23 protein-coding genes and 1 tRNA gene are annotated in these 24,329 nt (G+C 77.1%); 6 read left to right on the top strand and 18 right to left on the bottom strand.

Annotated features, from left to right (window positions below):
• Window positions 1-57: 57 nt before the first annotated feature.
• The 5 genes from ACUN9U_RS16360 to ACUN9U_RS16340 form a co-directional block, all read right to left on the bottom strand.
• A tRNA-Ala gene (locus ACUN9U_RS16360) sits at window positions 58-130 on the bottom strand.
• Between the two features lie 137 nt (window positions 131-267).
• Complete coding sequence (locus ACUN9U_RS16355; protein ID WP_445486077.1) at window positions 268-978, bottom strand: histidine phosphatase family protein; 711 nt, start codon at window positions 976-978, stop codon at window positions 268-270.
• Window positions 975-1,385: a ribosome silencing factor gene (rsfS, locus tag ACUN9U_RS16350; protein WP_445486076.1), complete on the bottom strand. Its 411-nt coding sequence runs from the start codon at window positions 1,383-1,385 to the stop codon at window positions 975-977. Before rsfS ends, ACUN9U_RS16355 begins: the two co-directional genes overlap by 4 nt.
• A gap of 45 nt (window positions 1,386-1,430) precedes the next feature.
• The gene (locus ACUN9U_RS16345) at window positions 1,431-2,093 is read right to left on the bottom strand and encodes a response regulator (protein WP_445486075.1); all 663 of its coding nucleotides are present in this window, start codon (window positions 2,091-2,093) and stop codon (window positions 1,431-1,433) included.
• On the bottom strand, window positions 2,090-3,361 hold the full coding sequence (locus ACUN9U_RS16340; RefSeq protein ID WP_445486074.1) for a sensor histidine kinase: 1,272 nt from the start codon (window positions 3,359-3,361) through the stop codon (window positions 2,090-2,092). The genes ACUN9U_RS16345 and ACUN9U_RS16340 overlap by 4 nt, the downstream gene beginning before the upstream one ends.
• 192 nt (window positions 3,362-3,553) lie before the next feature.
• Between ACUN9U_RS16340 and ACUN9U_RS16335 the strand changes: the two genes are divergently transcribed.
• Window positions 3,554-4,297 carry a hypothetical protein gene (locus ACUN9U_RS16335; protein ID WP_445486073.1) on the top strand — a complete coding sequence of 248 codons (744 nt, stop codon included), beginning with the start codon at window positions 3,554-3,556 and terminating at the stop codon, window positions 4,295-4,297.
• Between the two features lie 65 nt (window positions 4,298-4,362).
• Here ACUN9U_RS16335 and nadD read toward each other — a convergent pair whose 3' ends face one another.
• The 9 genes from nadD to ACUN9U_RS16290 all read right to left on the bottom strand — a co-directional run bounded on the left by nadD (window position 4,363) and on the right by ACUN9U_RS16290 (window position 13,783).
• On the bottom strand, window positions 4,363-5,034 hold the full coding sequence (gene nadD / locus ACUN9U_RS16330; RefSeq protein WP_445486080.1) for a nicotinate-nucleotide adenylyltransferase: 672 nt from the start codon (window positions 5,032-5,034) through the stop codon (window positions 4,363-4,365).
• Window positions 5,001-5,162, bottom strand: a complete 162-nt coding sequence (locus ACUN9U_RS16325) for a hypothetical protein (RefSeq protein ID WP_445486072.1) — start codon at window positions 5,160-5,162, stop codon at window positions 5,001-5,003. The genes nadD and ACUN9U_RS16325 overlap by 34 nt, the downstream gene beginning before the upstream one ends.
• A gap of 76 nt (window positions 5,163-5,238) precedes the next feature.
• On the bottom strand, window positions 5,239-5,709 hold the full coding sequence (locus ACUN9U_RS16320) for a hypothetical protein (protein WP_445486071.1): 471 nt from the start codon (window positions 5,707-5,709) through the stop codon (window positions 5,239-5,241).
• Between the two features lie 16 nt (window positions 5,710-5,725).
• On the bottom strand, window positions 5,726-6,892 hold the full coding sequence (proB, locus tag ACUN9U_RS16315) for a glutamate 5-kinase (protein ID WP_445486079.1): 1,167 nt from the start codon (window positions 6,890-6,892) through the stop codon (window positions 5,726-5,728).
• Window positions 6,893-6,966: 74 nt separating this feature from the next.
• On the bottom strand, window positions 6,967-8,508 hold the full coding sequence (obgE, locus tag ACUN9U_RS16310; RefSeq protein WP_445486070.1) for a GTPase ObgE: 1,542 nt from the start codon (window positions 8,506-8,508) through the stop codon (window positions 6,967-6,969).
• Window positions 8,509-8,643: 135 nt separating this feature from the next.
• Window positions 8,644-8,907 carry a 50S ribosomal protein L27 gene (gene rpmA, locus ACUN9U_RS16305; RefSeq protein ID WP_109773974.1) on the bottom strand — a complete coding sequence of 88 codons (264 nt, stop codon included), beginning with the start codon at window positions 8,905-8,907 and terminating at the stop codon, window positions 8,644-8,646.
• 46 nt (window positions 8,908-8,953) lie between these two features.
• Window positions 8,954-9,259 (bottom strand): 50S ribosomal protein L21, encoded by a 306-nt coding sequence (gene rplU, locus ACUN9U_RS16300; RefSeq protein WP_147925533.1) that lies wholly within the window; start codon window positions 9,257-9,259, stop codon window positions 8,954-8,956.
• Between the two features lie 210 nt (window positions 9,260-9,469).
• The gene (locus tag ACUN9U_RS16295; protein ID WP_445486069.1) at window positions 9,470-12,814 is read right to left on the bottom strand and encodes an Rne/Rng family ribonuclease; all 3,345 of its coding nucleotides are present in this window, start codon (window positions 12,812-12,814) and stop codon (window positions 9,470-9,472) included.
• 381 nt (window positions 12,815-13,195) lie between these two features.
• A complete protein-coding gene (locus tag ACUN9U_RS16290; RefSeq protein ID WP_445486068.1) occupies window positions 13,196-13,783 on the bottom strand; it encodes an NYN domain-containing protein in 588 nt (195 codons plus the stop codon).
• Window positions 13,784-13,997: 214 nt separating this feature from the next.
• Here ACUN9U_RS16290 and ACUN9U_RS16285 point away from each other — a divergent pair, with 214 nt between their 5' ends.
• The 3 genes from ACUN9U_RS16285 to ACUN9U_RS16275 all read left to right on the top strand — a co-directional run bounded on the left by ACUN9U_RS16285 (window position 13,998) and on the right by ACUN9U_RS16275 (window position 16,579).
• Entirely contained in the window at window positions 13,998-14,711 is a 714-nt protein-coding gene (locus ACUN9U_RS16285) for a hypothetical protein (RefSeq protein WP_445486067.1), read from the top strand.
• A 138-nt stretch (window positions 14,712-14,849) separates the two neighbouring features.
• Complete coding sequence (locus ACUN9U_RS16280; protein ID WP_445486066.1) at window positions 14,850-15,755, top strand: DUF4397 domain-containing protein; 906 nt, start codon at window positions 14,850-14,852, stop codon at window positions 15,753-15,755.
• On the top strand, window positions 15,752-16,579 hold the full coding sequence (locus ACUN9U_RS16275; RefSeq protein ID WP_445486065.1) for a class F sortase: 828 nt from the start codon (window positions 15,752-15,754) through the stop codon (window positions 16,577-16,579). The genes ACUN9U_RS16280 and ACUN9U_RS16275 overlap by 4 nt, the downstream gene beginning before the upstream one ends.
• 37 nt (window positions 16,580-16,616) lie before the next feature.
• Here the strand turns inward: ACUN9U_RS16275 and ndk are convergent, their stop codons facing one another.
• On the bottom strand, window positions 16,617-17,039 hold the full coding sequence (gene ndk / locus ACUN9U_RS16270; protein ID WP_445486064.1) for a nucleoside-diphosphate kinase: 423 nt from the start codon (window positions 17,037-17,039) through the stop codon (window positions 16,617-16,619).
• Between the two features lie 86 nt (window positions 17,040-17,125).
• On the opposite strand from ndk, the gene ACUN9U_RS16265 reads away from it, so the two are divergent.
• Entirely contained in the window at window positions 17,126-17,794 is a 669-nt protein-coding gene (locus tag ACUN9U_RS16265; protein WP_445486063.1) for a biliverdin-producing heme oxygenase, read from the top strand.
• A gap of 9 nt (window positions 17,795-17,803) precedes the next feature.
• Here the strand turns inward: ACUN9U_RS16265 and ACUN9U_RS16260 are convergent, their stop codons facing one another.
• Genes ACUN9U_RS16260 through ileS form a run of 3 tightly spaced genes read right to left on the bottom strand, consistent with a single transcriptional unit; the run spans window position 17,804 to window position 23,004 of the window.
• Window positions 17,804-18,238, bottom strand: a complete 435-nt coding sequence (locus ACUN9U_RS16260) for a DUF4233 domain-containing protein (protein ID WP_445486062.1) — start codon at window positions 18,236-18,238, stop codon at window positions 17,804-17,806.
• A 21-nt stretch (window positions 18,239-18,259) separates the two neighbouring features.
• Complete coding sequence (locus ACUN9U_RS16255) at window positions 18,260-19,678, bottom strand: bifunctional folylpolyglutamate synthase/dihydrofolate synthase (protein WP_445486061.1); 1,419 nt, start codon at window positions 19,676-19,678, stop codon at window positions 18,260-18,262.
• Entirely contained in the window at window positions 19,675-23,004 is a 3,330-nt protein-coding gene (gene ileS / locus ACUN9U_RS16250) for an isoleucine--tRNA ligase (protein ID WP_445486060.1), read from the bottom strand. Before ileS ends, ACUN9U_RS16255 begins: the two co-directional genes overlap by 4 nt.
• A gap of 381 nt (window positions 23,005-23,385) precedes the next feature.
• On the opposite strand from ileS, the gene ACUN9U_RS16245 reads away from it, so the two are divergent.
• Window positions 23,386-24,291 (top strand): NAD(P)-dependent oxidoreductase, encoded by a 906-nt coding sequence (locus ACUN9U_RS16245; protein ID WP_445486059.1) that lies wholly within the window; start codon window positions 23,386-23,388, stop codon window positions 24,289-24,291.
• Window positions 24,292-24,329 lie beyond the last annotated feature (38 nt).

The raw sequence follows: 24,329 nt of genomic DNA, 5'->3' as shown, positions 1-24,329 counted from the left end.
CGGGGGCGCGGGCGCCGCGCCCCCCCGGGGGCGCCCCCCCCCCCCCCCCGTCCTCGGTGGAGCTGAGGGGATTCGAACCCCTGACCCCCTCCATGCCATGGAGGTGCGCTACCAGCTGCGCCACAGCCCCGGACCCTCGCCCGGACCCCGCGAGGAGGTCCGCCGCTCAGGACGTGGGGACCACTGTAGCGCCTCCGCCACGGGCCCTGGACGGGGGTGCCGCGCGGGGTGTCGCGCGGGGTGTCGCGGGCGGCGCGGTCCCGCCGCTCAGACGACGGCGCCCGCCGACCGCTGGACCGAGGACAGGCCACGGGCGCCGTCGGCGCCCGTGCGCCCCTCCAGCTCCTCGCCCACCCCGCGCGGGCCGAGGTCGTAGCCGCGCAGCACCCAGCGCTCCCCCCGCCGCTCGACCACGGCCCAGCGGCCGTTGCCGATCGAGGCCAGGCTCGCCCACGCCTCCGGCGGGAGCCCGAGCAGCGCGAGCACGCCGGCGCGCAGCGCTCCGCTGTGCGAGGCCGCCACGAGCAGCCCCCCGTCGCGGGTCTGGGCGGCGTGGCGCTCCAGGCTGGCGGCCACCCGGGCGCCCAGCTCGCTGCGCTTCTCCCCGCCGCCGATGCGCACGTCCTCGCCCGAGCGCCAGGCCCGGTGGCCGTCGGGCCAGTGGTCCTCGATCTGGCGGTGCAACAGCCCCTGCCAGGCGCCGGCGTGCAGCTCGCGCAGCGCCGGGTCTTCCACGGCGCGCAGGTCGGTCAGCGCCTCCAGGTGCGCCGCGGTGGCGCGGGCGCGGACGAGGTCGGAGCTGACCAGGCGGTCGGGCTGCAGCGCGGCGATCTGCGCGGCGGCTGCGCGGGCCTGGGCGTGCCCCACCTCGTCGAGGGGCACGTCGAGCTGGCCCTGGAAGCGGCCCTCGGCGTTGGAGGTCGTGCGCCCGTGCCGCCAGAGCACGAGCCGCGTGGCACCAGCGCCGGCCGCGCTCACCGCGCGAGCCCCGCCGCTCCGCTGTCGAGGGCGCTGCGGGGGCCGGTGACGTCCTCCGGCAGCTCGATGGCCGGACCGTCCTTCCACAGCCGCTCCAGGGCGTAGTACTGGCGGTCCTCGGCGAGCTGGACGTGGACGACGACGTCGGAGAAGTCCAGCAGCACCCAGCGCGCCTCGTTCATGCCCTCGCGGCGCACGACGTCGGCGCCGAGCTGGTGCAGCGCGTCCTCGACGGCGTCGACGACGGCGCGCACCTGCCGGTCGTTGGCGGCGGCGGCCAGGACGAACACGTCCGTGATCACCAGCTGCTCGCTGACGTCCAGGGCGAGCACCTCGGTGGCGCCCTTCTCGGAGGCCGCGCGCGCGGCCGCGACGGCCAGCTCCACGGCTCGGGGGGTGGCGGTCACCCTCCCAGGATGGCACGGACGGGCGCCTGCGCCCGAACCGCCGCCTCAGGGGCGCCCGGGCACCACCAGGCCGCTCTCGTAGGCGAAGGCCACCGCCTGCACCCGGTCGCGCAGCCCGAGCTTCAGCAGCACCCGCGACACGTGCGTCTTCACCGTCGCCTCCCCCAGGTGCAGCTGCTCGGCGGCCTCGGCGTTGGACAGGCCCCGCGCCAGCAGCCGCAGGACGTCGGTCTCCCGGGCGGTCAGCTCCGCCAGCTGCGCCGAGGCCCGCCCGTCGGGCACCGGGGCCGCCGCGAAGGAGGCGATGACGCGCAGCGTGACGGCCGGGTCGAGCAGCCCGGCGCCCGCGGCGACGGTGCGCACCGCCGCCACCAGGTCCTCCGCGGGCGCGGTCTTGAGCAGGAAGCCGCTGACGCCGGCGCGCAGGGCCGCCGCCACGTCCTCGTCGTCGTCGAAGGTGGTCAGCACCACCACCCGCGGCGGGTCGGGCTGGGCCAGCACCCTGCGCGCGGCCTCCAGGCCTCCCATGACCGGCATCCGCAGGTCCATGAGGACGACGTCGGGGCGCGTGCGGGCCACCTCGCGCACGCCGGCGGCGCCGTCGGCGGCCTCCCCCACGACCTCGACGTCGTCCTCTGCGGCGAGCACCATCTGCAGGCCCGCGCGCACCATCGCCTGGTCGTCGACCAGCACCACGCGGACGCTCACGCCGGTGCCCCGGCGGCCCCGGCGGCCCCGGCGGCCCCGGCGGCCCCGGCGAGCACGGGCAGCTCCACCCGCACGCACCAGCCGCCGCCCGGCAGCGGCCCGGTCGCCAGCGAGCCGCCCACCTCCCCCACGCGCTCGCGCATGTGGCGCAGCCCGCTGCCCCCCGCGGTGGCAGCGGGACCGGCGCCCGCGGGCGCCGGGCCGCCGGGTCCGGCCCGGCCGTGGTCGGTGACCGCGGCGGTGAGGCTGTCCTCCCCCCACCGCACGTCGACCTGGACGGCCGCGCCGGGCGCGTGGCGGACGGCGTTGGACAGCGCCTCCTGCACCACCCGGACCGCGCACTGCGCGACCTGCGGCGCGAGCGGGAGCGCCCGGCCGCTGCTCGACAGGGCGACCGCGACCCCACCGGCGCGCACGCCGGCGACGACCTCCTCGAGGCGGTCCAGGCCGTCGGGAGGGGCGCCGGTGTCCTCCGCGCGGCGCAGGACGCCCACGACCCGCCGCATCTCGTCCACGGCCTCGCGGCCCAGCTGCTCCAGTCCCGCGAGCACCTCCTGGGCGCGCGGCTCGTGGGGCAGCAGGCGCCGCAGGCCCCCCATCTGCAGCACCATGACGCTCACCGAGTGCGCCACCGAGTCGTGCACCTCGCGGGCCATCCGCGCGCGCTCGGCCACCACGGCCGCCTGGGCGGCGGCGGCGCGGGAGGCCTCCAGCTCGGCGGCGGTGCGGCGCAGCCGCTCAGCGGTCTCCCGCTCGCGGTGGACCAGGCGTCCCACCGACCAGGCCGCCACCGCGGCGGCGCAGGTGAAGGAGGACTCCCACAGCCCCGTGCGGCTGCCCCCGACCACGGCGAAGGCCGCGCACCCGGCCAGCAGCGCCGCGGCGAGCACGGCGGCGTCGCGCCGCCAGCGCGCCGAGCGGGAGGCTGCCACCCCGACGCCCAGCAGCATCGAGACGAGCTGGGCCCCTCCGGCGCCGGGGACGCCGGCCAGCGCGCTCGCGGTGAGCGTGAGCAGCGCCGCCGCGGCGCCTGCCAGGGGCCAGCGCCCGGTAGCGGCGAGGGCCAGGCCGGCCACGACCCCCGGGGCGGTGTTCAGCGCGGCCCGGTCGGCCGGCGCGTCGTTGAGGGCGGCCTCCAGGACCGCGAGCACCGCGAGGGCCGCCCCGGCCACCGGCCAGACCAGCGCCCGCACCCGCGGCGCGCGGCCCGACGGGGCGGAGCGGGGTGCGGGGCCTCGCCGCAGCGCGGCGGCGTCCAGGAGTGCCACGCGCCGACGGTAGGGCGCTCGCGGTGGTCGAGGCGTCCGCCGCACGAGGGGCCCTCCCGGCTCCCCACCTCCCCCGTGCGGCGGAGGCGGGTCGGTGCGCCGCGGCGGACGCCGCAGCGGGCGGTCGGCGAGCAGCCTCGTGGCACCACCCCGGGGAGGTCCCGGGGCAGCAGCGCACTCCTGGAGGACACCGTGACCACGACCAGCAGCACCCACAGCAGCACCCCCGGAGACGCGCCCGTCGCCGCACCGCGGGCCGCCCGGGCCGCCCGCGCCGCCCGCGGGGCGCAGCCCTGGCGGCCTCCCCTGACCGCCCTGGCCGGCGGCGCCCTGCTCACCGGTGCGGTGCTCTTCACCGCCGGCATGGTCACCTCCCCGCCGCAGGCCAGCGAGAGCACGGCCGACTACCTGGCCGGCTTCGCCGCCGCACCGGTGCAGACGCAGGTGTCCGCCGCGCTGCTGCACTTCGGCAACCTGGGCACCGCCCTCGGCCTGCTGGCCGTCCCCGCGCTGCCCCGGGTGCGCCGCGGCGCGCTGCTGGCCACCGCGGGCGCCCTGCTCAGCGCCCTCGGGGCGCTGGTGCTCTCGGGGTGGGTGATGTTCGACTTCATCGGGCTGCAGCTCGCGCTGCAGGTGCCCGCCGAGCAGGCCGTCAGCGTCTACGACGCCACCTTCGCCAGCCCCTTCTTCGCCTACGCCGGCATCCTGCAGGCCTTCGCGGTGCTGGGGAACCTCGCGGTGCTCGTGGGCCTGGTCCGCGCGGGGGTGCTGCGCTGGTGGTGGGCCGCGGTGCCCGTGCTCACGGTCCCGCTGCTCGCGGCGGTGCCGTTCAACCCCCTGCTCCACGGCGCCCTGACGGCGGTCGGGGTGCTCCCCTGGTGCGCGGTGGGCGTCGTCCTCCTGCGCCGCGCCCGCCTGGCCAGCACCGCGGCCTGACCGCGACCGGGGCTGCCGCGCAGCCGCCCCGCTGCCGAGCCCGCCGGCTGAGCCCGGCAGCGGGCTCAGCCGCGGTAGAGGCCGTGCTTGGCGATGTGCTGCACCACGCCGTCGGGCACGAGGTACCAGACCGGCAGGCCCTGCTGGACGCGCTCGCGGCAGTCCGTGGAGGAGATGGCCAGCGCGGGCACCTCCAGCAGGTGCACCGCTCCCGCCGGCAGGGACCCCGAGGCGGGCACCGCCAGCTCGTGGCCGGGGCGGGTGACGCCGACGAGGCTGGCCAGCTCGGCCAGGCGCGCGGCGTCCTTCCACGTCAGCATCTGCGCCAGGGCGTCGGCGCCGGTGATGAAGTACAGCTCGGCGTCGGGGCGCTGGGCGCGCAGGTCCGAGAGCGTGTCGACGGTGTAGGTGGGCCCGGGCCTGTCGACGTCCACGCGGCTGGTGGTGAAGCGCGGGTTGGAGGCGGTGGCGATGACCGTCATGAGGTAGCGGTGCTCAGCGGGTGAGACGGCCCGCGACGACTTCTGCCACGGCTCTCCGGTGGGCACGAAGACGACCTCGTCGAGGTCGAAGCGCGCGGCGACCTCGCTGGCGGCCACGAGGTGGCCGTTGTGGATGGGGTCGAAGGTGCCGCCCATCACCCCGACCCGGGACCTGGCCAGGGCGCGCTCCGGCGCGGGGGCGGGTGAGCCGGCCGGGGCGCTCAGTGGCGGTTGCCGACGCTGCGGAACGCCCAGAGGATCGCCAGCAGCAGCAGGAAGGTCGCGAAGGCCATCAGGCCCCACACCAGCGGCGGGATCCCCGTGTGCTCCGCGGGCTCGTTGGCGCCGGTGGCGCTCATGACCAGGGTCAGGGCGACGAGCACAGCGCCTCCAGGAGTGCACGGGCACCCGCGCTGTCAGCGGGTGCGGCGGTCGGGTCCGACGCCCCAGTCTGCCAGGTCACCAGGGCCGGACGTCGCCCAGGGCCGCGGGCGGCGGCGTCCGGTCGCCGCGGGCGCGCAGCGTCTCGCGGTCGACCACCTCGATGCCCACGGCCCGCCAGCCCGGCAGGTCGGCGGTGCGGCGGTGCTCGGCCCACATCCGCAGGCCCAGGGCGGCGGCGTCGTCGACGTCCTCGGCCTCGTCCCAGTAGCTGATCTCGGCGCGCTCGTCGTTGTAGCGCACGGTGGCCGGGAACGGCTGGGCCTCCACGAGGCGCACCAGTGCCGCGTGCAGCTGCTGGCGCGGCACCCGCGGGCCGGCGAAGGTCACGCTGACGTGCCACAGCGAGGTCTGGCCCGGCGCCTGCGCCGCCTGCCGGCCGCCTCCGGGCAGCCGCTCGAGCCCCGGCAGGGGGGCGTCGCCGCCGGTCCCCGCCTCGGGCGCGAGCACCAGCCGTGGTGGCGGCGGCTGGCGGGGGGCGTCGTCCACGGGGGTGTCTCCGTTCTCAGGTCCTGACAATAGTCGTCCGGGGCTGCTCAGCCCCACCCTGCCGCCGGCGCGGCAGCAGCACCAGGTCGTCGCGGTGCACCAGCACGCGGTCGTACCCAGGCCCGAGGGCGTCGAGCCGCTCCCGGGTCGAGCGCCCGAGCAGGTCGGGCACCTCCACCGACGAGTAGTTGACCAGCCCGCGCGCCACGGCGTGGCCGCTTTGGTCGCACAGGTCCACGGGGTCGCCGGCCTCGAAGGACCCCTCGGCCGCCACCACGCCGGCGGGCAGCAGCGAGGCGCCCCGCCGGACCAGCGCGGCCACCGCCCCGGCGTCCAGCACCAGGCGCCCCTGGGGGTGCGCGGCGTGGGCCAGCCACAGCATCCGGGTGCGCGGGCGCGCTCCCGTGGGGGCGAACCAGGTGCCGACGTCCTGCCCGTCCAGCGCCTCCCCGGCCTGCGCCGCAGCAGCCAGGACCGTCGCGATGCCCGCGCCGGTGGCGATGGCGGCGGCGTCGAGCTTGGTGGTCATGCCCCCGGTGCCGACGCCGCTGCTGCTGCCCCCGACCACGACGGCGTCCAGGTCCGCCGGGGAGGACACCACGGGCACGCGCCGGGCGCCGGGGCGGTCGGGCGGGCCGTCGTAGAGGGCGTCGACGTCGGACAGGAGCACCAGGGCGTCGGCGTGCACCAGGTGCGCGACCAGCGCGGCGAGCCTGTCGTTGTCCCCGAAGCGGATCTCCGCGGTGGCCACGGTGTCGTTCTCGTTGACCACCGGCAGCACGCCCATCCCCAGCAGCCGCTCCAGCGCCCGCTGCGCGTTGCGGTACTGGGTGCGGCGCACGACGTCGTCGGCGGTGAGCAGCACCTGGCCGACGGTCAGGCCGTGGGCGGCGGCCGCGGAGGTGTAGCGCGCGACCAGCAGTCCCTGGCCGACGCTGGCCGCCGCCTGCTGGGTGGCCAGGTCGCGCGGGCGCCGGGCGAGCCCCAGCGGGCCGAGCCCCGCGGCGATGGCGCCGGAGGAGACCAGCACCACCTGGGTGCCCGCCTGCACCCGCTCGACCAGGGCGTTGACCAGCGCGATGAGACGGGCGTCGTCGATGCCCCCGCTGGGCTGGGTCAGGGACGAGGAGCCCACCTTGACGACGACGCGGCCGGCCCCCGCCAGCGCCGACCTGTCGGCCAGCCGCGGGCCGGCTCCCCGGACGCCGTGACCGTCGTGCCCGTCGTGGCCGTCGTGGCCGTCGCGGCGGGCTGTGCTCACCCCTCGTCCCCGGCGTCGGTCCAGATGCCGGCGCGGCGCTCCTCGGCCAGCTCCTCGCGGGCCTCGCGCTTGGCGGAGCGGCGCTCCTCGTACAGCTCGCGCTTCTCCTCCCGGCTGGCGCGCCCGGAGCCCTCGAGCCGCAGGTCCGTGCCCCGGGGGCCGACCGCCATGTCGCTGCCGACCAGGGTGGGCTCCCAGTCGAAGACCACCGCGTCGTCGCCCGGGCCGATGACCACGGTGGAGCCCGCGACGGCACCGGCCTTGAGGAGCTCCTCCTCCACGCCCAGCCGGGCGAGGCGGTCGGCGAGGTAGCCCACGGCCTCGTCGTTGGCGAAGTCGGTCTGGCGCACCCAGCGCTCGGGCTTGGCCCCGCGGATGCGGAACACCACGTCGTCCTGGGCGTCGGCGTAGCCGGGAGCGCCCTCGCGGCGCACGGTGAAGCCCGCGTCGTCGACGGCGCGCGGTCGGATGATCGTGCGGGCCACCGGAGCCTCGGGGGCCTCCTCGCGGGCCCGCCGGACCAGCGCCGCCATGGCGAAGGACAGCTGGCGCAGCCCCTCGTGGCTCGCGGAGGACACCTCCAGCACGGACAGGCCCCTCGACTCCAGCTCGGGGCGCACCAGCTCGGCCAGCTCCTTGGCCTCGGGCACGTCCACCTTGTGCAGCACCACGAGGCGCGGGCGGTCGGGCAGCGGGACCGACGCGGGGCCGGTGGCGTCGGGGGCGATCGGGTAGGCCGCCAGCTCCGCCTCGATGACGTCGAAGTCGGTGATGGGGTCGCGGCCGGGCTCGAGGGTGGCGCAGTCGAGCACGTGGACCAGGGCCGCGCACCGCTCGACGTGGCGCAGGAACTCCAGGCCGAGGCCCTTGCCCTGGCTCGCGCCCGGGATGAGTCCGGGCACGTCGGCCACGGTGAAGCGCTCGTCCCCCGCGGTCACCACCCCGAGGTTGGGCACGAGCGTGGTGAAGGGGTAGTCGGCGATCTTCGGCTTGGCGGCCGAGAGCGCGCCGACCAGGCTGGACTTGCCGGCGCTGGGGTAGCCGATGAAGGCCACGTCGGCGAGGCTGCGCAGCTCCAGGACGACGTCGTCGGACTCCCCGGGCTCCCCGAGCAGGGCGAAGCCGGGGGCCTTGCGGCGCGGGCTGGCCAGCGCGGCGTTGCCCAGGCCGCCGCGCCCGCCGGCGGCCACGACGAAGCGGGTGCCGTGGCCGACGAGGTCGGCGAGCAGGGCGCCGTCGGCGCTGCGGACGGTCGTGCCCTCAGGCACCCTCAGGACGAGGTCCTCACCGTCACCGCCGTTGCGGTGGCCGCCCGAGCCCTGCTTGCCGCTGGTGGCGCGGCGGTGGGGGGCGTGGTGGTAGTCGAGCAGCGTGGTGGTGGAGGTGTCGACCTCCAGCACGACGTCACCCCCGCGCCCGCCGTTGCCGCCGTCGGGGCCGCCGAGCGGCTTGAACTTCTCGCGGTGCACCGATGCGCACCCGTTGCCGCCGCTGCCGGCTGCCACGTGCACCACGACGCGGTCGACGAACGTCGCCACGGGGGCACCTCTCCTTCGGTCGTGCTGCTGGGGCTGCTCCCGGACCCGGGACGCAGCGAGGGGGCGGCCGGTCTCCGGCCACCCCCTCGGTGGGCCGCCGCGTCAGACGCGCCGGCCAGACAGCTCGCGCTGAGCTCAGGCCTCCACGGCCACGGGCACCACGGCCACGACGCGGCGGCCGCCGCGCGTGCCGAACTGCACCGCGCCGGCGGCCGTGGCGAACAGCGTGTCGTCACCGCCGCGGCCGACGTTGTCGCCCGGGTGGAAGTGGGTGCCGCGCTGGCGGACGATGATCTCGCCGGCGCCGACGACCTGGCCGCCGAAGCGCTTCACGCCGAGGCGCTGGGCGTTCGAGTCGCGGCCGTTGCGGCTGGAGCTGGCGCCCTTCTTGTGTGCCATCTCAGTGCTCTCCTGTGCTCGGTCTGTGCTCGGTGGCGCGTCGGCGTCAGCCGATGGCCGTGATGCGCAGGCGGGTCAGCTCCTGGCGGTGGCCCTGGCGCTTCTTGTAGCCCGTCTTGTTCTTGTACTTCTGGATGACGATCTTCGGGCCGCGCTCGGCCCGGATCACCTCGGCGGTGACGGTCGTCTTGGCCAGGGCGTCGGCGGCGCTGGTGACGGTCTCGCCGTCGACCAGCAGGAGCGGCGTCAGCGAGACGGACGAGCCGGTCTCCCCCGCCACCCGGTCGACGACGAGCACGTCGCCGACGGCGACCTTCTCCTGGCGGCCGCCGGCGCGGACGATGGCGTACACGTGTCGCTCACTCTCTGCTGGAACTGCTGGACTGTCTGCGGTGGTGCTGGTCCTCGGCGCGCCGCTGGCACCGGCCGGTGACCGGCGGAGGCGGCTCTGGTGGTGCTCCCGGCGGGTGCGCGCCGCGGGCGCGCACCGGCGCACCGGGGGCGCACCGACGCACCAGGATACGGATGGCGCGGGCCGAGCGTCAAAGCGGCTGGCGCGGCGTCAGCCGCGGCCGTCCGCGTCGTCCGCTCCGCCGTCCTGGGCGCCGTCGTCACCGGCCGCGTCCGCCGGGTCGTCCGACGGAACCCCGGCCAGGTCGCCGAGCTGGTCGCCGAGCTGGTCGCCGGGCAGTCCTGCCGGGTCGTCCGACAGGGACGCGGGCAGCGCGACGGCAGCGACCTCGGTCACCTCGGTCACCGCCACCTCGGTCACCCCGGTCACCTCGGTGACCGCCACCTCGGTCACCTCGGTCACCTCGGTCACCGCGACGTCGGCGGCGGCTGCGGGCTGGTCCGGGTCGGCCTCGGGCACCTCCCCGGCCGGCTGCTCGTCCGGCTGCTCGGCCGGCTCGGCACCGCCGAGGGCCGCGAGCAGCGCGGCGGCCTCCAGCGAGGGCGCCTGCTGCACGGACGGGGGCGGCGTCGCCGGGCGCAGCGTGGCCAGGGCGATGCCGTTCATCGCCTCGCGCACCGCGTCGCGCGCGGCCTCCTCGCGGCTGCGCGCCTCGTCGCCGCGCTCGGCGCCCTCGTGGCGGTCGGCGCGGCCCTGCTCCGCGGCGCGGTCGGTCCGCTCCTCACGGGGACCGCGCTCGGCGCGGTCCTGGCGCTCCTGGCGGTCCGGACGGTCCTGGCGCTCCGGACGGTCCGGACGGTCCTGGCGCTCCGGACGGTCCTGGCGCTCCTGGCGGTCGCCGCGCTGCTCCGAGCGGCCGCGCGGCGGTGCCGGCACGGGTGGGTGGCCCGAGCCCGCCGAGCCGCTGTGGCCGCTGTGCTGGGTGAGCTCGGCGTGGACGACCACCCCGCGGCCGGCGCAGTGCTCGCACGGCTCGCTGAAGGTCTCCAGCAGGCCCTGGCCCACCCGCTTGCGCGTCATCTGGACCAGGCCGAGGGAGGTCACCTCGGCCACCTGGTGCTTGGACCTGTCGCGGCCCAGGCACTCGACGAGCCGCCGGAGCACCAGGTCGCGGTTGGACTCCAGCACCATGTCGATGAAGTCGACGACGACGATGCCGCCGATGTCGCGCAGCCGCAGCTGGCGCACGATCTCCTCGGCCGCCTCGAGGTTGTTGCGGGTGACCGTCTCCTCGAGGTTGCCTCCGGAGCCGGTGAAGCGCCCGGTGTTGACGTCGACGACCGTCATCGCCTCGGTCCTGTCGATGACCAGGGAGCCGCCGGAGGGCAGCCACACCTTGCGCTCGAGGGCCTTGGCGATCTGCTCGTCGACGCGGTGGTGGGCGAACGCGCTGCCCTCGGTGCCCTCGGCGTCCCAGCGCGTGACGCGCTCGGCGAGGTCGGGGGCCACGGAGTCGACGTAGGGCTTGATCGAGCTCCACGCCTCCTCGCCCTCGACCACGAGGTGGGCGAAGTCCTCGTTGAAGACGTCGCGCACCACCTTGATGACGAGGTCGGGCTCGCCGTGCAGGAGCGTCGGGGGCGTCACCTGCTTGGCCCGGGCGGAGATCTCCTCCCACTGGGCGGTGAGGCGCTCGACGTCCAGGCGCAGCTCGGACTCGCTGGCGCCCTCGGCCGCCGTGCGCACGATGACGCCGGCGTCCTCGGGGACGACCTCCTTGAGGATGGACTTCAGGCGCGAGCGCTCGGTGTCGGGCAGCTTGCGCGAGATGCCGGTCATGCTGCCGCCGGGCACGTACACGAGGTAGCGACCCGGCAGGGAGACCTGGCTGGTGAGGCGGGCGCCCTTGTGGCCGATCGGGTCCTTGGTGACCTGCACGAGCACCGGGTCGCCGGACTTGAGGGCGGACTCGATCTTCTTGGCCTGGCCGGACAGGCCCGCGGCCTCCCAGTCGACCTCGCCGGCGTACAGCACGGCGTTGCGACCGCGGCCGATGTCGACGAAGGCGGCCTCCATGCTCGGCAGCACGTTCTGCACGCGGCCCAGGTGGACGTTGCCGATCATCGAGGTCTGCTGCTTGCGCGCCGAGTAGTGCTCGACCAGCACGCCGTCCTCGAGGACGGCGACCTGGGAGCGCCCGCCGCGCGAGCGCACGACCATCGTCCGCTCGACGCTCTCGCGCCGGGCGAGGAACTCCGCCTCGGACAGCACGCGCGGACGGCGGCCGCCGTCGCGCCCGTCCCGGCGCCGCTGGCGCTTGGCCTCCAGCCGCGTCGAGCCCTTGACGGCGGTGACGTCACCGCCGTCGGAGGACTCAGAGCGCGCACGGCGCGAGCGCGAGCGGCGGGAGCTGGTCGAGCCGCTGGGGGCGGCCTCGGCCTCGCCCGCCTCGTCCTCGGCGTCTCCCCCACCGCGACGACGACGACGGCGACGACGGCGGCTGGACGTGGAGGAGCCCTCCGCCTCGCCGTCCTCGGACTCCTCCGCGTCGTCCGCCTCGTCGGCGTCCTCCGCCTCGTCGGCGTCGTCCGCGTCTGCGCTGCCTCCGGCGTCCTGGGCGTCCTCGGCGTCACCGGGACCAGCGGACGACGCCGACGGGTCGGCGCCCTCGGCCGCCTCGTCGGCCTCGTCGGCCTCCTCACCGGTGCGCCGGCGGCGGCCGCGACCCCCGCGGCGACGGCGGCCGCGCCGCGGGCGCCCGGCGCCGTCCTCGGACCCGTCCTCGGCCTCGTCCCCCGACTCGTCGTCGGCGACCTCATCGGCGACCTCGTCGGCGACCTCGTCGGCGACCTCGTCGGCGCTGTCGTCGGCGACCTCGCCGCGCGCCACGTCCTCGGCGCCGTCCTCGGCGGCCTCAGCGGCCTCAGCGGCGTCGCCGTCCAGGGCGCTGGCGTCGAGGTCGTCGTCAGCGGTGACGGCCTCGACCTGGGTGGAGACCGGCTCGCCGGCGTCCGCCGTCCCCCGGCGCAGGTCCGCCTCGGGTGCCGCGGGCTCGGCGGCGGTGGGGGCACCGGCCTCGGCCGGGGCCTCGGGGACCTCCACCGGCGGGCCGGCGGGGCGGCTGGCGGCGCGGCGCCGGCGCGGGCGGCGCCCCGCGGGCTCAGCGCCGGCTGCCGCGGAGGGCGAGGGGGCGGGGAGCGCCTCCGCGGCGGGCGCCTCGGGGGCCGTCTCGCTCGAGGTGGCCGCTCCGGTGGACGGCGCGGTCCCGGACCCGTCGGCCGGGTCCGCACCGCGGCGCCGGGAGGAGCGGGTGGTGGCCGGCTCCGCGGCCGCCTGGAAGAGCGGCAGGGCGCTGCCGGCCGCGGGCCGGGCGGCGGGGGCCGCCTCCGGCGGGGGCTCGGGCGCAGGAGCCGGCTGCGCGCCGGGCTCGCCGGCCTGGAAGTGGAGGGCGGGGGGTCCCGCGGGGCGCGACACGGCGCGGTGGTGGCCGCGGCGCCGCCGCTGGCCGCCGCTGGCGGTCGAGCCGTCGTCGTCGACGTCGTTGCTGGTGCTCACGGGAGCTCCGTCCACCCCGGGTGCCGGCCACACCACCGGCTCCCGGGTGCTCGGCCCACCGCCCGCGAGCGGTGGGGAAGTCTTGGGTGGCCGGGTAGGAGCGCCGCTGGGCTCGTGGCCCCGGCGCGGTCCTGCCCGGCGTCGGCGGCGACCGGAGGGCACCGGGGGACCGGTGCCCCTGCGTCCCTCGAGCGGTGCTCCCCTGCGCCTGCGAGCCACCGGTGGGGGGCTGCGGCGCGAGGTCGGGCCACCGCCGCGAGCGGCGAGGTCGTCGTCGGGACCGCCGCCAGGTGTGAGGTGCCGGCCGTCCACCGCCAGTCTGTCACAGCCCGCCCAACCCACTCGCCCCCCGCCCCGTCCGCGCGGGGGTGGGCGGGTGCCTCAGAGGTAGCGCTCGGGGTCGAAGTCGGCCAGGGGGATCACGCGGACGCGCGGGAGCACCTCGGTGAAGGCGTGGACGTGGTCCTCGAGGTCGAAGACCTGCAGGCCGCGGCCCAGGAGGTCGCCGAAGGTCGAGCTGACGAACTCGCGGAACCCGAGCAGGCCGACGCGGCGGCCCTCGGTCTCCAGCACCCGGCGCAGGTGGGCGGTGAAGTCGCCGTCGTGGCTGGCCAGCAGCACGTCGCCGGGGCGCTCGGCGATGGCGTCCAGGGTCTTCTGGATGCCGAGGTCGACCACCTTCTCCCCCGGGCCCCCGGCCAGGGGGATCGGGCGGTAGTCCATGGCCAGCAGCGCCTGCACGAAGCTCATGGGCATGGAGCCGGAGGTGGCGTTGAGGAAGAACAGGGCGCGCACCGGCTGGCCCCAGGCCTCGGCGGCGAAGTCGCGCACCCGGTCCCACCGGGGTCGCTCCCCCGGGGCGGGGCGCCGGCCCAGCACGCTCATCCCGAGGGTGGCGTCGATGTTCTCGCCGTCGACCAGGAGGTACGTCACCCGCTGCGCCGCACCCGCGGGCTCGCTGCCTGCCACCCGGGCAGCCTAGCCATCCGGCGGGGTGCCGGCTGCGAACCACCTGCGGGTCCGGGAGCGCGGAGGGGGGCTCCCGGCCCCGCACGTCGCCCGGGCAGCGGCACGGGGGTCCGGCCCGGCGCGGCCGCGACGGCGACCTGACCACGCCGTGCGACCGGGCGGTCACTGCGCGATGATGTCCGGCGCCCGCCACCCCGTCCTGCGGAGGCATGAGGTGCCCGTTCCCGGGGGTCACCGGACCGACGTGCAGTCCGCGGCGCCGCGGCACGCGCGCCACCGCGCGCAGCGGGCCGCGAGCGCGCGCCGGCGCGCGGTGCTGCCCGTGGTCCTGGCGGTGGCGGCGGCCGCCGTGGTCGCCGCTCTCCTGCTGCGACCGGCCGGCGGTGCGGGGTCGCCCCAGACCGGGGCCACGGCCGCCACGGGCGCTCCCGGCGGCGCCGCGGCGCCGGAGCCGGCGGCCACCTCCTCCGCCGCCCCGCCCGGCCGGCCGGTGGTGCCGCTGTCGGCCGGGGACGGGCCGAGCACCCCTGCGCAGCAGTCCGCACCGGGCGCCACCGCGACCGCCGCCGACCCCGCGGCGCTGGCCGAGCTGGCCCGCAACCCCCGGCTCGACTTCTCCCCGCGGGCCCGTGAGGCGCTGCGCTCGCAGCCGGTGGACCTGCGGGTGGCCGCCCTGCTGGTCCAGCTGGCGGCCCAGCAGCCGCTGTCCGTGGCGGACCTGCCCGCCACCGCCGGAGGGGCGGAGCCGGTGCGCACGGTGCTGCTCGACGGCCTGGGCGGCAGCGCCGTGGGAGCCGACCCCGACGCGCTGGTCCTGCTGGAGCGCCAGCTGAGCGCGCAGGACCCGCCCTACCGGGCGACGGCCGAGCGGCAGCGCGAGGGTCCTGCCGAGGTGCTGCGCCTGGTGCTGCCGCCCGCTGGGCCGTGAGACGGCCGCGGCCCGGGCGGAGGCGCACCGACGTGGCGGCAGCACTGCGCCGGATGGATGATGGGGCGGGCCGGAAGGAACGGTGAGCAACTGCGCCGCAACAGACGGTGGCCGTCCTCCGGCTGGGAAGGAGCACCCGTGCGCTCAGCGCCCCGCGCGTCGAGGAGGGCCGCCGCCACCGGCGTCCTGCTGGCGGCCCTCGTCCTCGGCCCCGCCTCGGCAGCCGTCTCGGCGGACCGCGCCCCCGGTGGGCCGACCACCCCGGGCGACGCCTACGTCAGGGTGGCCCACCTGGTCCCCGGCTTCGGGGGCGTGACGATGACCGCCACGCTCACCGCCTTCGACGGCTCCACGCGGCAGCTGACCCTGGCCCCGGAGGCGAGCTACGGCGCCATCACCGGCTACGAGCCGCTGCCCGCGGGCTCCTACGCGGTGGCCGTGCGCCCGGTGGGCGCGTCGCCGAGCACGACGCCCGTGCTCACCCAGACCCTCACGGCCCAGCCCGGTGACGCGTACACGATCGCCGGCCTGGGAGACAGCACCGCACCGCGCCTGTCGGCCATCCGCGACGACCTCACCGCTCCCGGCCCCGGCACGGCACGGGTGCGCGTGCTCCCCGCGGCGGAGCCCGGCCAGGCCACCGACGTCACCGCCGGCGGCCGCCCGGTGGCCTCCCAGGCCCCCTTCTCCGAGCCGACCGGGTACGTCGACGTGCCGGCCGGCCAGGTCACCTTCGAGGCCGCCACGGGGCAGCGCAGGGCGCAGGAGACCACCGACCTGGCCGGCGGCAGCGTCTACACCGTCCTCGTCCTGGCCGACGGCGCCTCGGGGCTGCAGCTCGAGGCGGTCACCGACGCGACGGGCTCCGGCGTGGTCCCGCAGGGCGGCGCCGCCACCGGCGGCGGCTTCCTGGCGGAGCGCGCCAGTGGTGGCACGGGCGGCGGGGTCGCCTCCGCAGCGGCGGGCACCGCGCTCGCCGCAGGGGCGCTCGCCGGCGCGCTGGCGCTGCTGCGGCGCCGTGGCGGGGCTCCCGCGGGCCGGTGACCCGCGTGGACCGGGCCCGCCACGCTGCGGGACCGGCAGCCGCCCAGCGCGGACCCGCCGGGGCCCTGGAGCGCGTGCTGCGCGGCGCGGCGCGGCGCGCGTCCTCCTCGGCGGGCAGCCGCGCGGCCGCTGCCGCGGTGTGCCTGGGCCTGCTCGTCGTGGCCGGGTCGGCGGCGACCACGGCCGTCGCCCCCGCCCGGTGGGAGGCCGCGCCGTCCTCCGGCAGCCCCGTCCTGGTCACCGCGGCGGAGCCGGCACCGCCAGGGGCGGGTGGCGCCGCCGACGCCCCGGCGGGCGTCCCGGCGCAGGCGGCGGCCCCGCTGCCGGCGCCGGCGGACCTGCCGGCGCCCGCCGCCTCCCCGCAGGTCCCCCCGACGGCCGTGCGGGTCCCCTCGGCGGGGATCTCCTCGCCGCTGGTGCGCCTGGGCACCACGCCCGACGGCGCGCTGGAGGTGCCCGCCGACGCCGCGCTCGCGGGCTGGTTCGCGCAGGGCGTGGCGCCCGGGCAGACCGGACCGGCCGTCATCGCCGGTCACGTCGACTCCCGCTCGGGGCCCGGCGTCTTCGCGCGCCTGGCCTCGGTGCAGGTGGGCGCGCAGGTCGACGTCGAGCGGGCTGACGGCAGCACCGCCGCCTTCGTCGTCACGGCGGTGCAGCGGGTCGCCAAGGACGCCTTCCCGACCGAGGACGTCTACGGGCCGGTGGCCGGGCCCGAGCTGCGGCTCATCACGTGCGGCGGCGCCTTCGACGAGGGCACCGGGCACTACGCGGACAACGTCGTCGTCTACGCCCGCCAGGTGCGGGAGCAGCCGGCGTCCCCGTGAGGGCGCGGCCCCACCGCGGGCGGTGGGGCCGCCGGGCTCACAGCGAGGGGAACCAGATGCCGATCTCGCGCGCCGCCGACTCCGGGGAGTCCGACCCGTGCACGAGGTTCTGCTGGACCTTCGCGCCCCAGTCGCGGCCGAGGTCGCCGCGGATGGTGCCCGGGGCGGCCGTGGTGGGGTCGGTCGCCCCCGCCAGGGAGCGGAACCCCTCGATGCAGCGCTCGCCCTCGACGACCACGGCCACCAGCGGCCCCGAGGCCATGAACTCCAGCAGCGGCCCGTAGAAGGGCTTGCCCTCGTGCTCGGCGTAGTGCGCGGCGAGCTCGGCCTCGGTGGCCTGGCGCTGCTGCAGCGCGACGAGCCGGTAGCCCTTGGCCTCGATGCGGGCCAGCACGGTCCCGGTGAGGCCGCGGCGGACGCCGTCGGGCTTGACGAGGACGAGGCTGCGCTCAGTGGTCACGGCCCGGACCCTAGCGGCGCGACGCCGCGGTGCCGATCCGGCTGCCCCCCAGCGGGTGGTGCCGCCACCCGCGCGACCATGGGGGCGTGGACGACGACGCGGGCGCAGGGGCGCCGGAGGGCTTCGCCGCGCGGCTGCGCCGGGAGACGGCGCAGGCCCACGGCTCCGCCGAGCGCTCCCCCTTCATGGACGAGCTGCTGGCGGGTCAGCTGGCACCGCAGGCGCTGACCACCTTCCTGGCCCAGGTGCACCAGCTGTACGCCGTGCTGGAGCCCGCTGTCGACGCGCTGCGCGACGACGTCGTCGTCGCCTCCTTCGCCGACGACGACCTGAGGCGCCTGCCTGCGGTGTCCGCCGACCTGCGCGAGCACCTCGGCGAGGACTGGCGCGAGCACCTCGTGCCGCTCCCGGCCACCCGGCGCTACGCCGAGCGGCTGCGGGAGGTCTCCGCCTGGCCCGCTGGCCTGGTCGCCCACCACTACCTGCGCTACCTCGGCGACCTGTCCGGCGGGCAGGTGGTCCGCCGCCTGCTGGCGCGGGCGTACGACTGGCCGGAGGAGCAGCTGCGCTCGTGGCACTTCCCCGCGGTGGGATCGCCCAAGCGGTACCGGGACGGCTACCGGGCGCGGCTCGACGCCGCGCCGTGGGACGAGCCGGAGCGGAGGAGGGTGGTCGCCGAGGCGGCGCTCGGGTACCGCCTCAACGAGGACCTCTTCGCCGACCTCGGCGCCCACCTGCCGCGGTGGCGCCGCTGAGCCTGCCGCTCAGGGGCGGCGCTGCGCGAGCTGGGCCGCCCAGCGGCGCCGGTCGGCGTCGATGCGGCGCCCGACGGAGACCAGCCACCACCACAGCGCCGCGAAGCCCAGGGCGACCACGAGCGCGGCCAGGCCCGCCTCGGTGGCCACGAGGGCGACCACGACGCCGCTGAGCACCAGGAGCACCTGCACCCCGGTGCCCAGTGCCACGCCGCGGGGGCGGCGTGCGGTGCCGCTGGCCAGCACGCACACCAGGGCCAGCGCCAGGCCCAGGCCCCACACCGGGCCCCGGCCCACGCCGGCGGGGGGCAGCAGCACCGAGGCGACCAGGGTGCCGAAGAAGACCGCGAAGGCCTCCAGCAGCAGCACGGTGGACGCCAGGCGCGCGGTCATCGTGGGGGGCGGCACGCTCAGCTCGCCCTGCTGCGGGGGGCCGTCGGACACGCCTGCAGCCTACGTCGCGGGTCAGCGGGCGGCGGGGGCCCGCAGCAGCGTGCGGGCGTCGCCGACCAGCGTGATCGACCCGGTGACGAGCACCCCGGCGCCCAGGCCGCCGGGGGCCTCGGACTCCGACCTGTCCACGGCCACCTGCAGGGCCTCGTCGAGGCGCGCCGCCACGTGGACCCGCTCCCCCAGGTCCCCGCCGAAGACGTCCAGGGCGATGTCGGCGAGGTCGTCGACCTCCATCGCCCGCGCCGAGCTCGACCGGGTGACGACCACCTCGTCCAGGACGGGCTCGAGCACCTCGAGGATCCCGAGCGCGTCCTTGCCGTCCAGGACGGCGACCACCCCCACCAGCCGCGTGTACTCGAAGGAGTCCTCCAGCGCCGCCACCAGCGACTGCGCCCCGCCGGGGTTGTGCGCGGCGTCGACCAGCACCACCGGGGAGCGGCGCACCACCTCCAGGCGCCCCGGCGTGGTGACGTCGGCGAAGGCGGCGCGCACCAGGTCCGGCTCGAGCCCCTGGCCGCCGAGGAAGGCCTCCACCGCGGCCAGGGCCACGGCCGCGTTGTGGCCCTGGTGCTCCCCGAAGGCGGTGAGCAGCACGTCGGAGTAGACCGTGCCGCCCACGCCCTGCAGCTCGAGCACCTGGCCGCCGACGGCGACCACCCGCGAGCGCACCCCGAACTCCAGACCCTCGCGGGCCACGGTGGCGCCCACCTCGACGGCGCGGCGCAGCAGCACCTGCGCGGCCTCGACGGGCTGCTGGGCCAGCACCACGGCGCAGTCCGGCGTGAAGATGCCGGCCTTGGTCTCGGCGATCTCCTCCACGGTGTCGCCGAGCAGGTCGGTGTGGTCCAGGGAGATCGGGGTGACGACGGCCACGGTGGCGTCGGCGGCGTTGGTGGCGTCCCACTCCCCACCCACCCCGACCTCGACCACGGCGACGTCGACAGGGGCGTCGGCGAAGGCCGCGAAGGCCAGGACGGCCAGCACCTCGAAGTAGGTCAGCGGCACCTGGCCCGCCTGGCGCAGCCGGCCGTCGACCATGGCGAGGTAGGGCGCGACGTCCTCGTGGGCGGCGACGAACACCTCGTCGGAGACCGGCTCGCCGTCGATGCTGATGCGCTCGGTGACGCTGGACAGGTGCGGGCTGGTGAACCGTCCCGTGCGCAGGCCCATCTCCCGCAGCAGCCGCTCGGCGAACCGCGAGGTCGAGGTCTTGCCGTTGGTGCCCGTCAGGTGGATGACCGGGTAGGCGCGCTGGGGGTCTCCCAGCAGCTCCAGCACCTCCCGCACCGGCTCCAGCCGCGGCTGGACGGAGCCCTCGGGGGTGCGGGCCAGGAGCTCGGCGTGCACCGCGCGCAGGCGCTCGGCCGCTGCTCGGCGCTCCTCGGCGTGCTGCGCGGAGCGCTCGGGGGAGCCGCCCTCGACGCGGCTCACCGGGCGCTCCCGACGGCCCTGGTGACCTCGACCAGCACGTCGTCCGAGCCCGGGCGCACCTCGACGGTGGTGGCCAGCACCTGCTCGCCGATCCGGTCGGCGTGGGCGCGGGCCCACGCCTCGCGCTCGTCGGGCACGTCGAGCACCAGGGAGATCCTGTCGGAGACGTGCAGGCCCGCGGTCTTGCGGGCGTCCTGGACGAGCCTGACGACGTCGTTGGCCCAGCCCTCGGCGGCCAGCTCGTCGTCCACGGCGGTCTCCAGGACCACGAAGCCGCCGCCGGGCAGCGTGGCGGTGGCGCGCTGGCCCGCCCCCTCGGCGTCCTGGGCGACCACGGTGCTCAGCTCGTACTCCCCCGGCAGCAGGTCCACCCCGCCGGCGCGGACCACGTCCCCGCCGTCGTCGGCGGCGCCGGCGAGCACCTCGAACGCGCCGGAGCGCGCGGCCTGGATCGCGGCCTGGACCTCCCGGCCGATGCGCGGCCCGGCCGCCCGCGCGTTGACGGTGAGCTGCTGGCGGACCCCGAACCGCTCGGCGGCCGCGTCCTCGGCGCCGAGCAGGACGACGTCCTTGACGTTGACCTCGTCGGCGACCAGTCCCACCAGCGAGGCCAGCGCCCCCTCGGTCCCGCCGCCGGGGACCGCGACGGTCAGGCGCGGCAGCGGCTGGCGCACCCGCAGCCCACCGGCCTTGCGCAGCCCGAGGGCCGCCGAGCAGGCGGCCCGGACGGCGTCCATGGCCTGGACGAGGTCGGGGTCCGCCGGGAGGTCCTCCGGCGCGGGGTAGTCGGCCAGGTGCACGCTGCGCCCGCCGGTCAGGCCGCGCCAGACCTCCTCCGCCGTCAGCGGCAGCAGCGGCGCCACCACGCGGGTGAGCACCTCGAGCACGGTGTGGAGGGTGTCGACGGCGTCGACCGCGTCCGGGCCGTTGCCCCAGAAGCGCTCCCGCGAGCGGCGCACGTACCAGTTGGTGAGCAGGTCGAGGAAGACGCGCACGCTCTCGCAGGCCCCGGCGACGTCGAGGGCGTCGAGCTGGCCGCGCACCTGGGTGACGAGGTCGCGCAGGCTGGCCAGGACGTACCGGTCCAGCTCGTGGGGGGAGTCGGTGCGCCAGCGGCCCACCACGCCCGGGGTGGGGCCGGCGCCCCCGCCGTCGTCGTCCTGAGCGCCCTCGGGGCGCAGCGCGCCGGCGTAGAGGGCCAGGAAGTACCAGGTGCTCCACAGCGGCAGCAGCACCTGGCGCACGCCGTCGCGGATGCCGGCCTCGGTGGTGACGAGGTTGCCGCCGCGCAGGATCGGGCTGGACATGAGGAACCAGCGCATGGCGTCGGCGCCGTCGCGGGCGAAGACCTCCGAGACGTCCGGGTAGTTGCGCAGCGACTTGGACATCTTGCGGCCGTCGTCGCCGAGCACGATGCCGTGCACGAGCGCGGTGCGGAACGCGGGCCTGTCGAACAGGGCCGTGGCCAGGACGTGCAGCGTGTAGAACCAGCCGCGGGTCTGGCCGACGTACTCCACGATGAAGTCGCCCGGGTAGTGGTCCTCGAACCACTCGGCGTTCTCGAACGGGTAGTGGACCTGCGCGAACGGCATCGAGCCCGACTCGAACCAGCAGTCGAGCACCTCGGGGACGCGGCGCATGGTGCTGCGCTCGCCCTCGGGGCGCGGGTCGTCCGGGTTGGGGCGGGTCAGCTCGTCGACGAACGGGCGGTGCAGGTCGGTCACCTGCACGCCGAAGTCGCGCTCGAGCTCGGCCAGGGAGCCGTAGACGTCGACTCGTGGGAACGACGGGTCGTCACTGGTCCAGACCGGGATCGGGCTGCCCCAGAAGCGGTTGCGGCTGATGGACCAGTCGCGCGCACCCTCGAGCCACTTGCCGAAGGAGCCGTCCCTGACGTGGCCCGGCACCCAGTCGATCTGCTGGTTGAGCTCGACCATGCGGTCGCGGAACTGCGAGACCGCCACGAACCAGCTGCTCACGGCGCGGTAGATGAGCGCGTTGCCGCAGCGCCAGCAGTGAGGGTAGGGGTGGTCGTAGGTCTCCTGGCGGACGAGCACCGTGCCGCGGGTGACCGGGCCGCCGTCAACCTCCGCGCCCTCGCCGCGGGTGGCGGCCTTGAGGTCCCTGATGATCGCGGCGTTGGCGTCGAAGACGTGCTGGCCGGCGTAGTCGGCCACGCGCGCGTCGAACTCCCCGCGGCCGTCCACGGGCACGACGGCCTCGATGCCGGCGTCGTCGGTGACGAGCTTGTCGTCCTCGCCGAAGGCCGGGGCGATGTGGACCACGCCCGTGCCGTCGTCGGTGGTGACGTAGTCGGCCAGCAGCACCTGGTGGGCGTTCTCCCGGCCCCTGAAGTAGCCGAACGGCGGGGTGTACGTGGTGCCGAGCAGCTCGCGGCCGACCTTCGTGGCCAGCACCGCCGGCGCCTCGCCCAGCTCGCGGGCGTACGCGCCGACCCGCGCGGCGGCCAGCACGAGGCGCTGCCCGGCGAACGCGCCCTCGGAGGGCTCCACCAGGGCGTACTCGACCTCGGGGCCGACGGCCATGGCGAGGTTGGAGGGCAGGGTCCACGGCGTAGTCGTCCAGATGAGCGCCTTCGCGCCGGCCCAGTCCCCGCTGGTCAGGGTCATGCCCACGGTGACGGCCGGGTCCTGCCGCTGGCGGTAGACGTCGTCCATGCGGGTCTCGGTGTTGGACAGCGGCGTCTCGCAGCGCCAGCAGTACGCCAGCACGCGGAAGCCCTCGTAGACCAGGCCCTTGTCCCACAGGGTCTTGAAGGCCCACATCACCGACTCCATGTAGTCGGTGTCGAGCGTCTTGTAGTCGTGGTCGAAGTCGACCCAGCGGGCCTGGCGGGTGACGTAGTCGCGCCACTCGTCGGTGTACTTCAGGACCGAGGTGCGGCAGGCGTCGTTGAAGGCCGCCACGCCGAGCGCCTCGATCTCGGACTTGTGGTGGATGCCCAGCTGGCGCTCGGCCTCGACCTCGGCGGGCAGGCCGTGGCAGTCCCACCCGAAGCGGCGCTCCACGCGCCTGCCGAGCATGGTCTGGTAGCGTGGCACGACGTCCTTGACGTACCCGGTGAGCAGGTGGCCGTAGTGCGGCAGGCCGTTGGCGAAGGGCGGGCCGTCGTAGAAGACGTACTCGTTGGCGCCCTCCTCGCCGGCCTCGCGCTGGCCGACCGACGCCTCGAAGGTGCCGTCGGCCTCCCAGTGCGCCAGGACCGCGGCCTCGAGGTCGGGGAAGCTCGGCGAGGCCGGCACGCCGGCGTCGTGGCCCAGCGCCGACGCCAGGGGGTAGGACTTCCGGTCGGAGAGCTCGGTCACGTCACACCTTCCGCGATCCACCAGATCAGGTCGGTGCGAGGACGACGCCCGCCGTGCTGGCCGGGCCCCGCGGTACCACCCCGCTTGCCGCTTCCCGTGGTGCCGGGCTGCGACCGCTCGTCGTGCAGCGCTGACGGGCTGCTCCCGTCCGGTTCTACTGGGGGCCGCTCCTGTCGGCGCGGGCCCTGTTCTTCCGGAGGCTCACCGGTGATGGCCGGGTCGGTGCCTGTGCCCCCGATCCTACGCCGCGGTCCCCCTGACGCGCCTCCCCCTTCTGCCCCCTCCCCGCAGCCGGGCGCCCCGTTGCGGTTCCGGGCCCCCTCGGGACCGCAACCGGGCGCCCGGCTGCGGGATCGACGGCGGCGGGCGAGGGTGGCGGACGTGACCGAGCAGACCACCACCACCGCCGACAGCACCACCGCCGAGGGCGCCGCCCGCCCGACCGTCGCGCTGCTTGGCACGGGGATCATGGGCACCGGGATGGCCCGGAACATCGCGGGCGCCGGGCTTCCGCTGACCGTGTGGAACCGCACCCGCGAGCGCGCCGAGCCGCTGGCCGACGTCGCGACGGTCGCCGACTCCCCGGCCGAGGCTGTGCGCGGCGCCGACGTGGTGGTCGTCATGCTCATGGACGCCGACGCGGTGCTCGACGTTCTCGCGCAGGCGGAGCCGGGGCTGCGCGAGGGCGTCGTCGTCGTCCAGACCAGCACCATCGGCCCCGACGGCACCCGCAGGGTCGCCGCGTGGGCCGGCGAGCACGGCGTGGCCCTGCTCGACGCGCCGGTGCTCGGCACCAAGGGGCCCGCCGAGCAGGGGAAGCTCGTCGTGCTCGCCGCGGGCCCTGCGGCGGCCCGCGAGACCGCGCGCCCGGTCCTGGAGGCCGTCGGCGCCCGCACCGTGGAGTCCGACGAGGTCGGCGCGGGCAGCGCCCTGAAGCTGGCGTGCAACAGCCTCGTCGCCAGCCTCGTGGAGTCGGTGGCGGAGTCCCTCGTGCTGGCGCGCGCCCTCGGGGTCGACCCGCACCTGGTGCTCAAGGCGGTGCGCGGCGGCGCCATGGACTCGCCCTACGTGCAGGTCAAGGGCGCGGCGATGCTCGAGGACGCCCTCGACGAGCCGGCGTTCCCGCTGGCCGGTGCGGCCAAGGACACCCGGCTCATCGTCGAGGCCGCGCGCGGGGCCGGCGTGGAGCTGGCGGTGGCCGAGGCCGTGCAGCGACGCTTCGCCGCGGCCGTGGACGCCGGGCAGGGCGGAGCCGACATCGCGGCGACCTTCCGGGCGCCCCGCTGACCGCCGTCGTCCTCCCGGCGCTCGCAGCACGGGGAGGA

Source organism: Quadrisphaera sp. KR29, assembly GCF_052644995.1.
The sequence above is the reverse complement of the archived record's forward strand: the minus strand, read 5'-3'. Positions and strand labels throughout refer to the sequence as shown.

What these genes read in the sequence shown, in the direction of transcription:
- rpmA (WP_109773974.1), bottom strand. Translation starts at nt 8,907, where the DNA reads ATGGCACACAAGAAGGGCGCCAGCTCCAGCCGCAACGGCCGCGACTCG.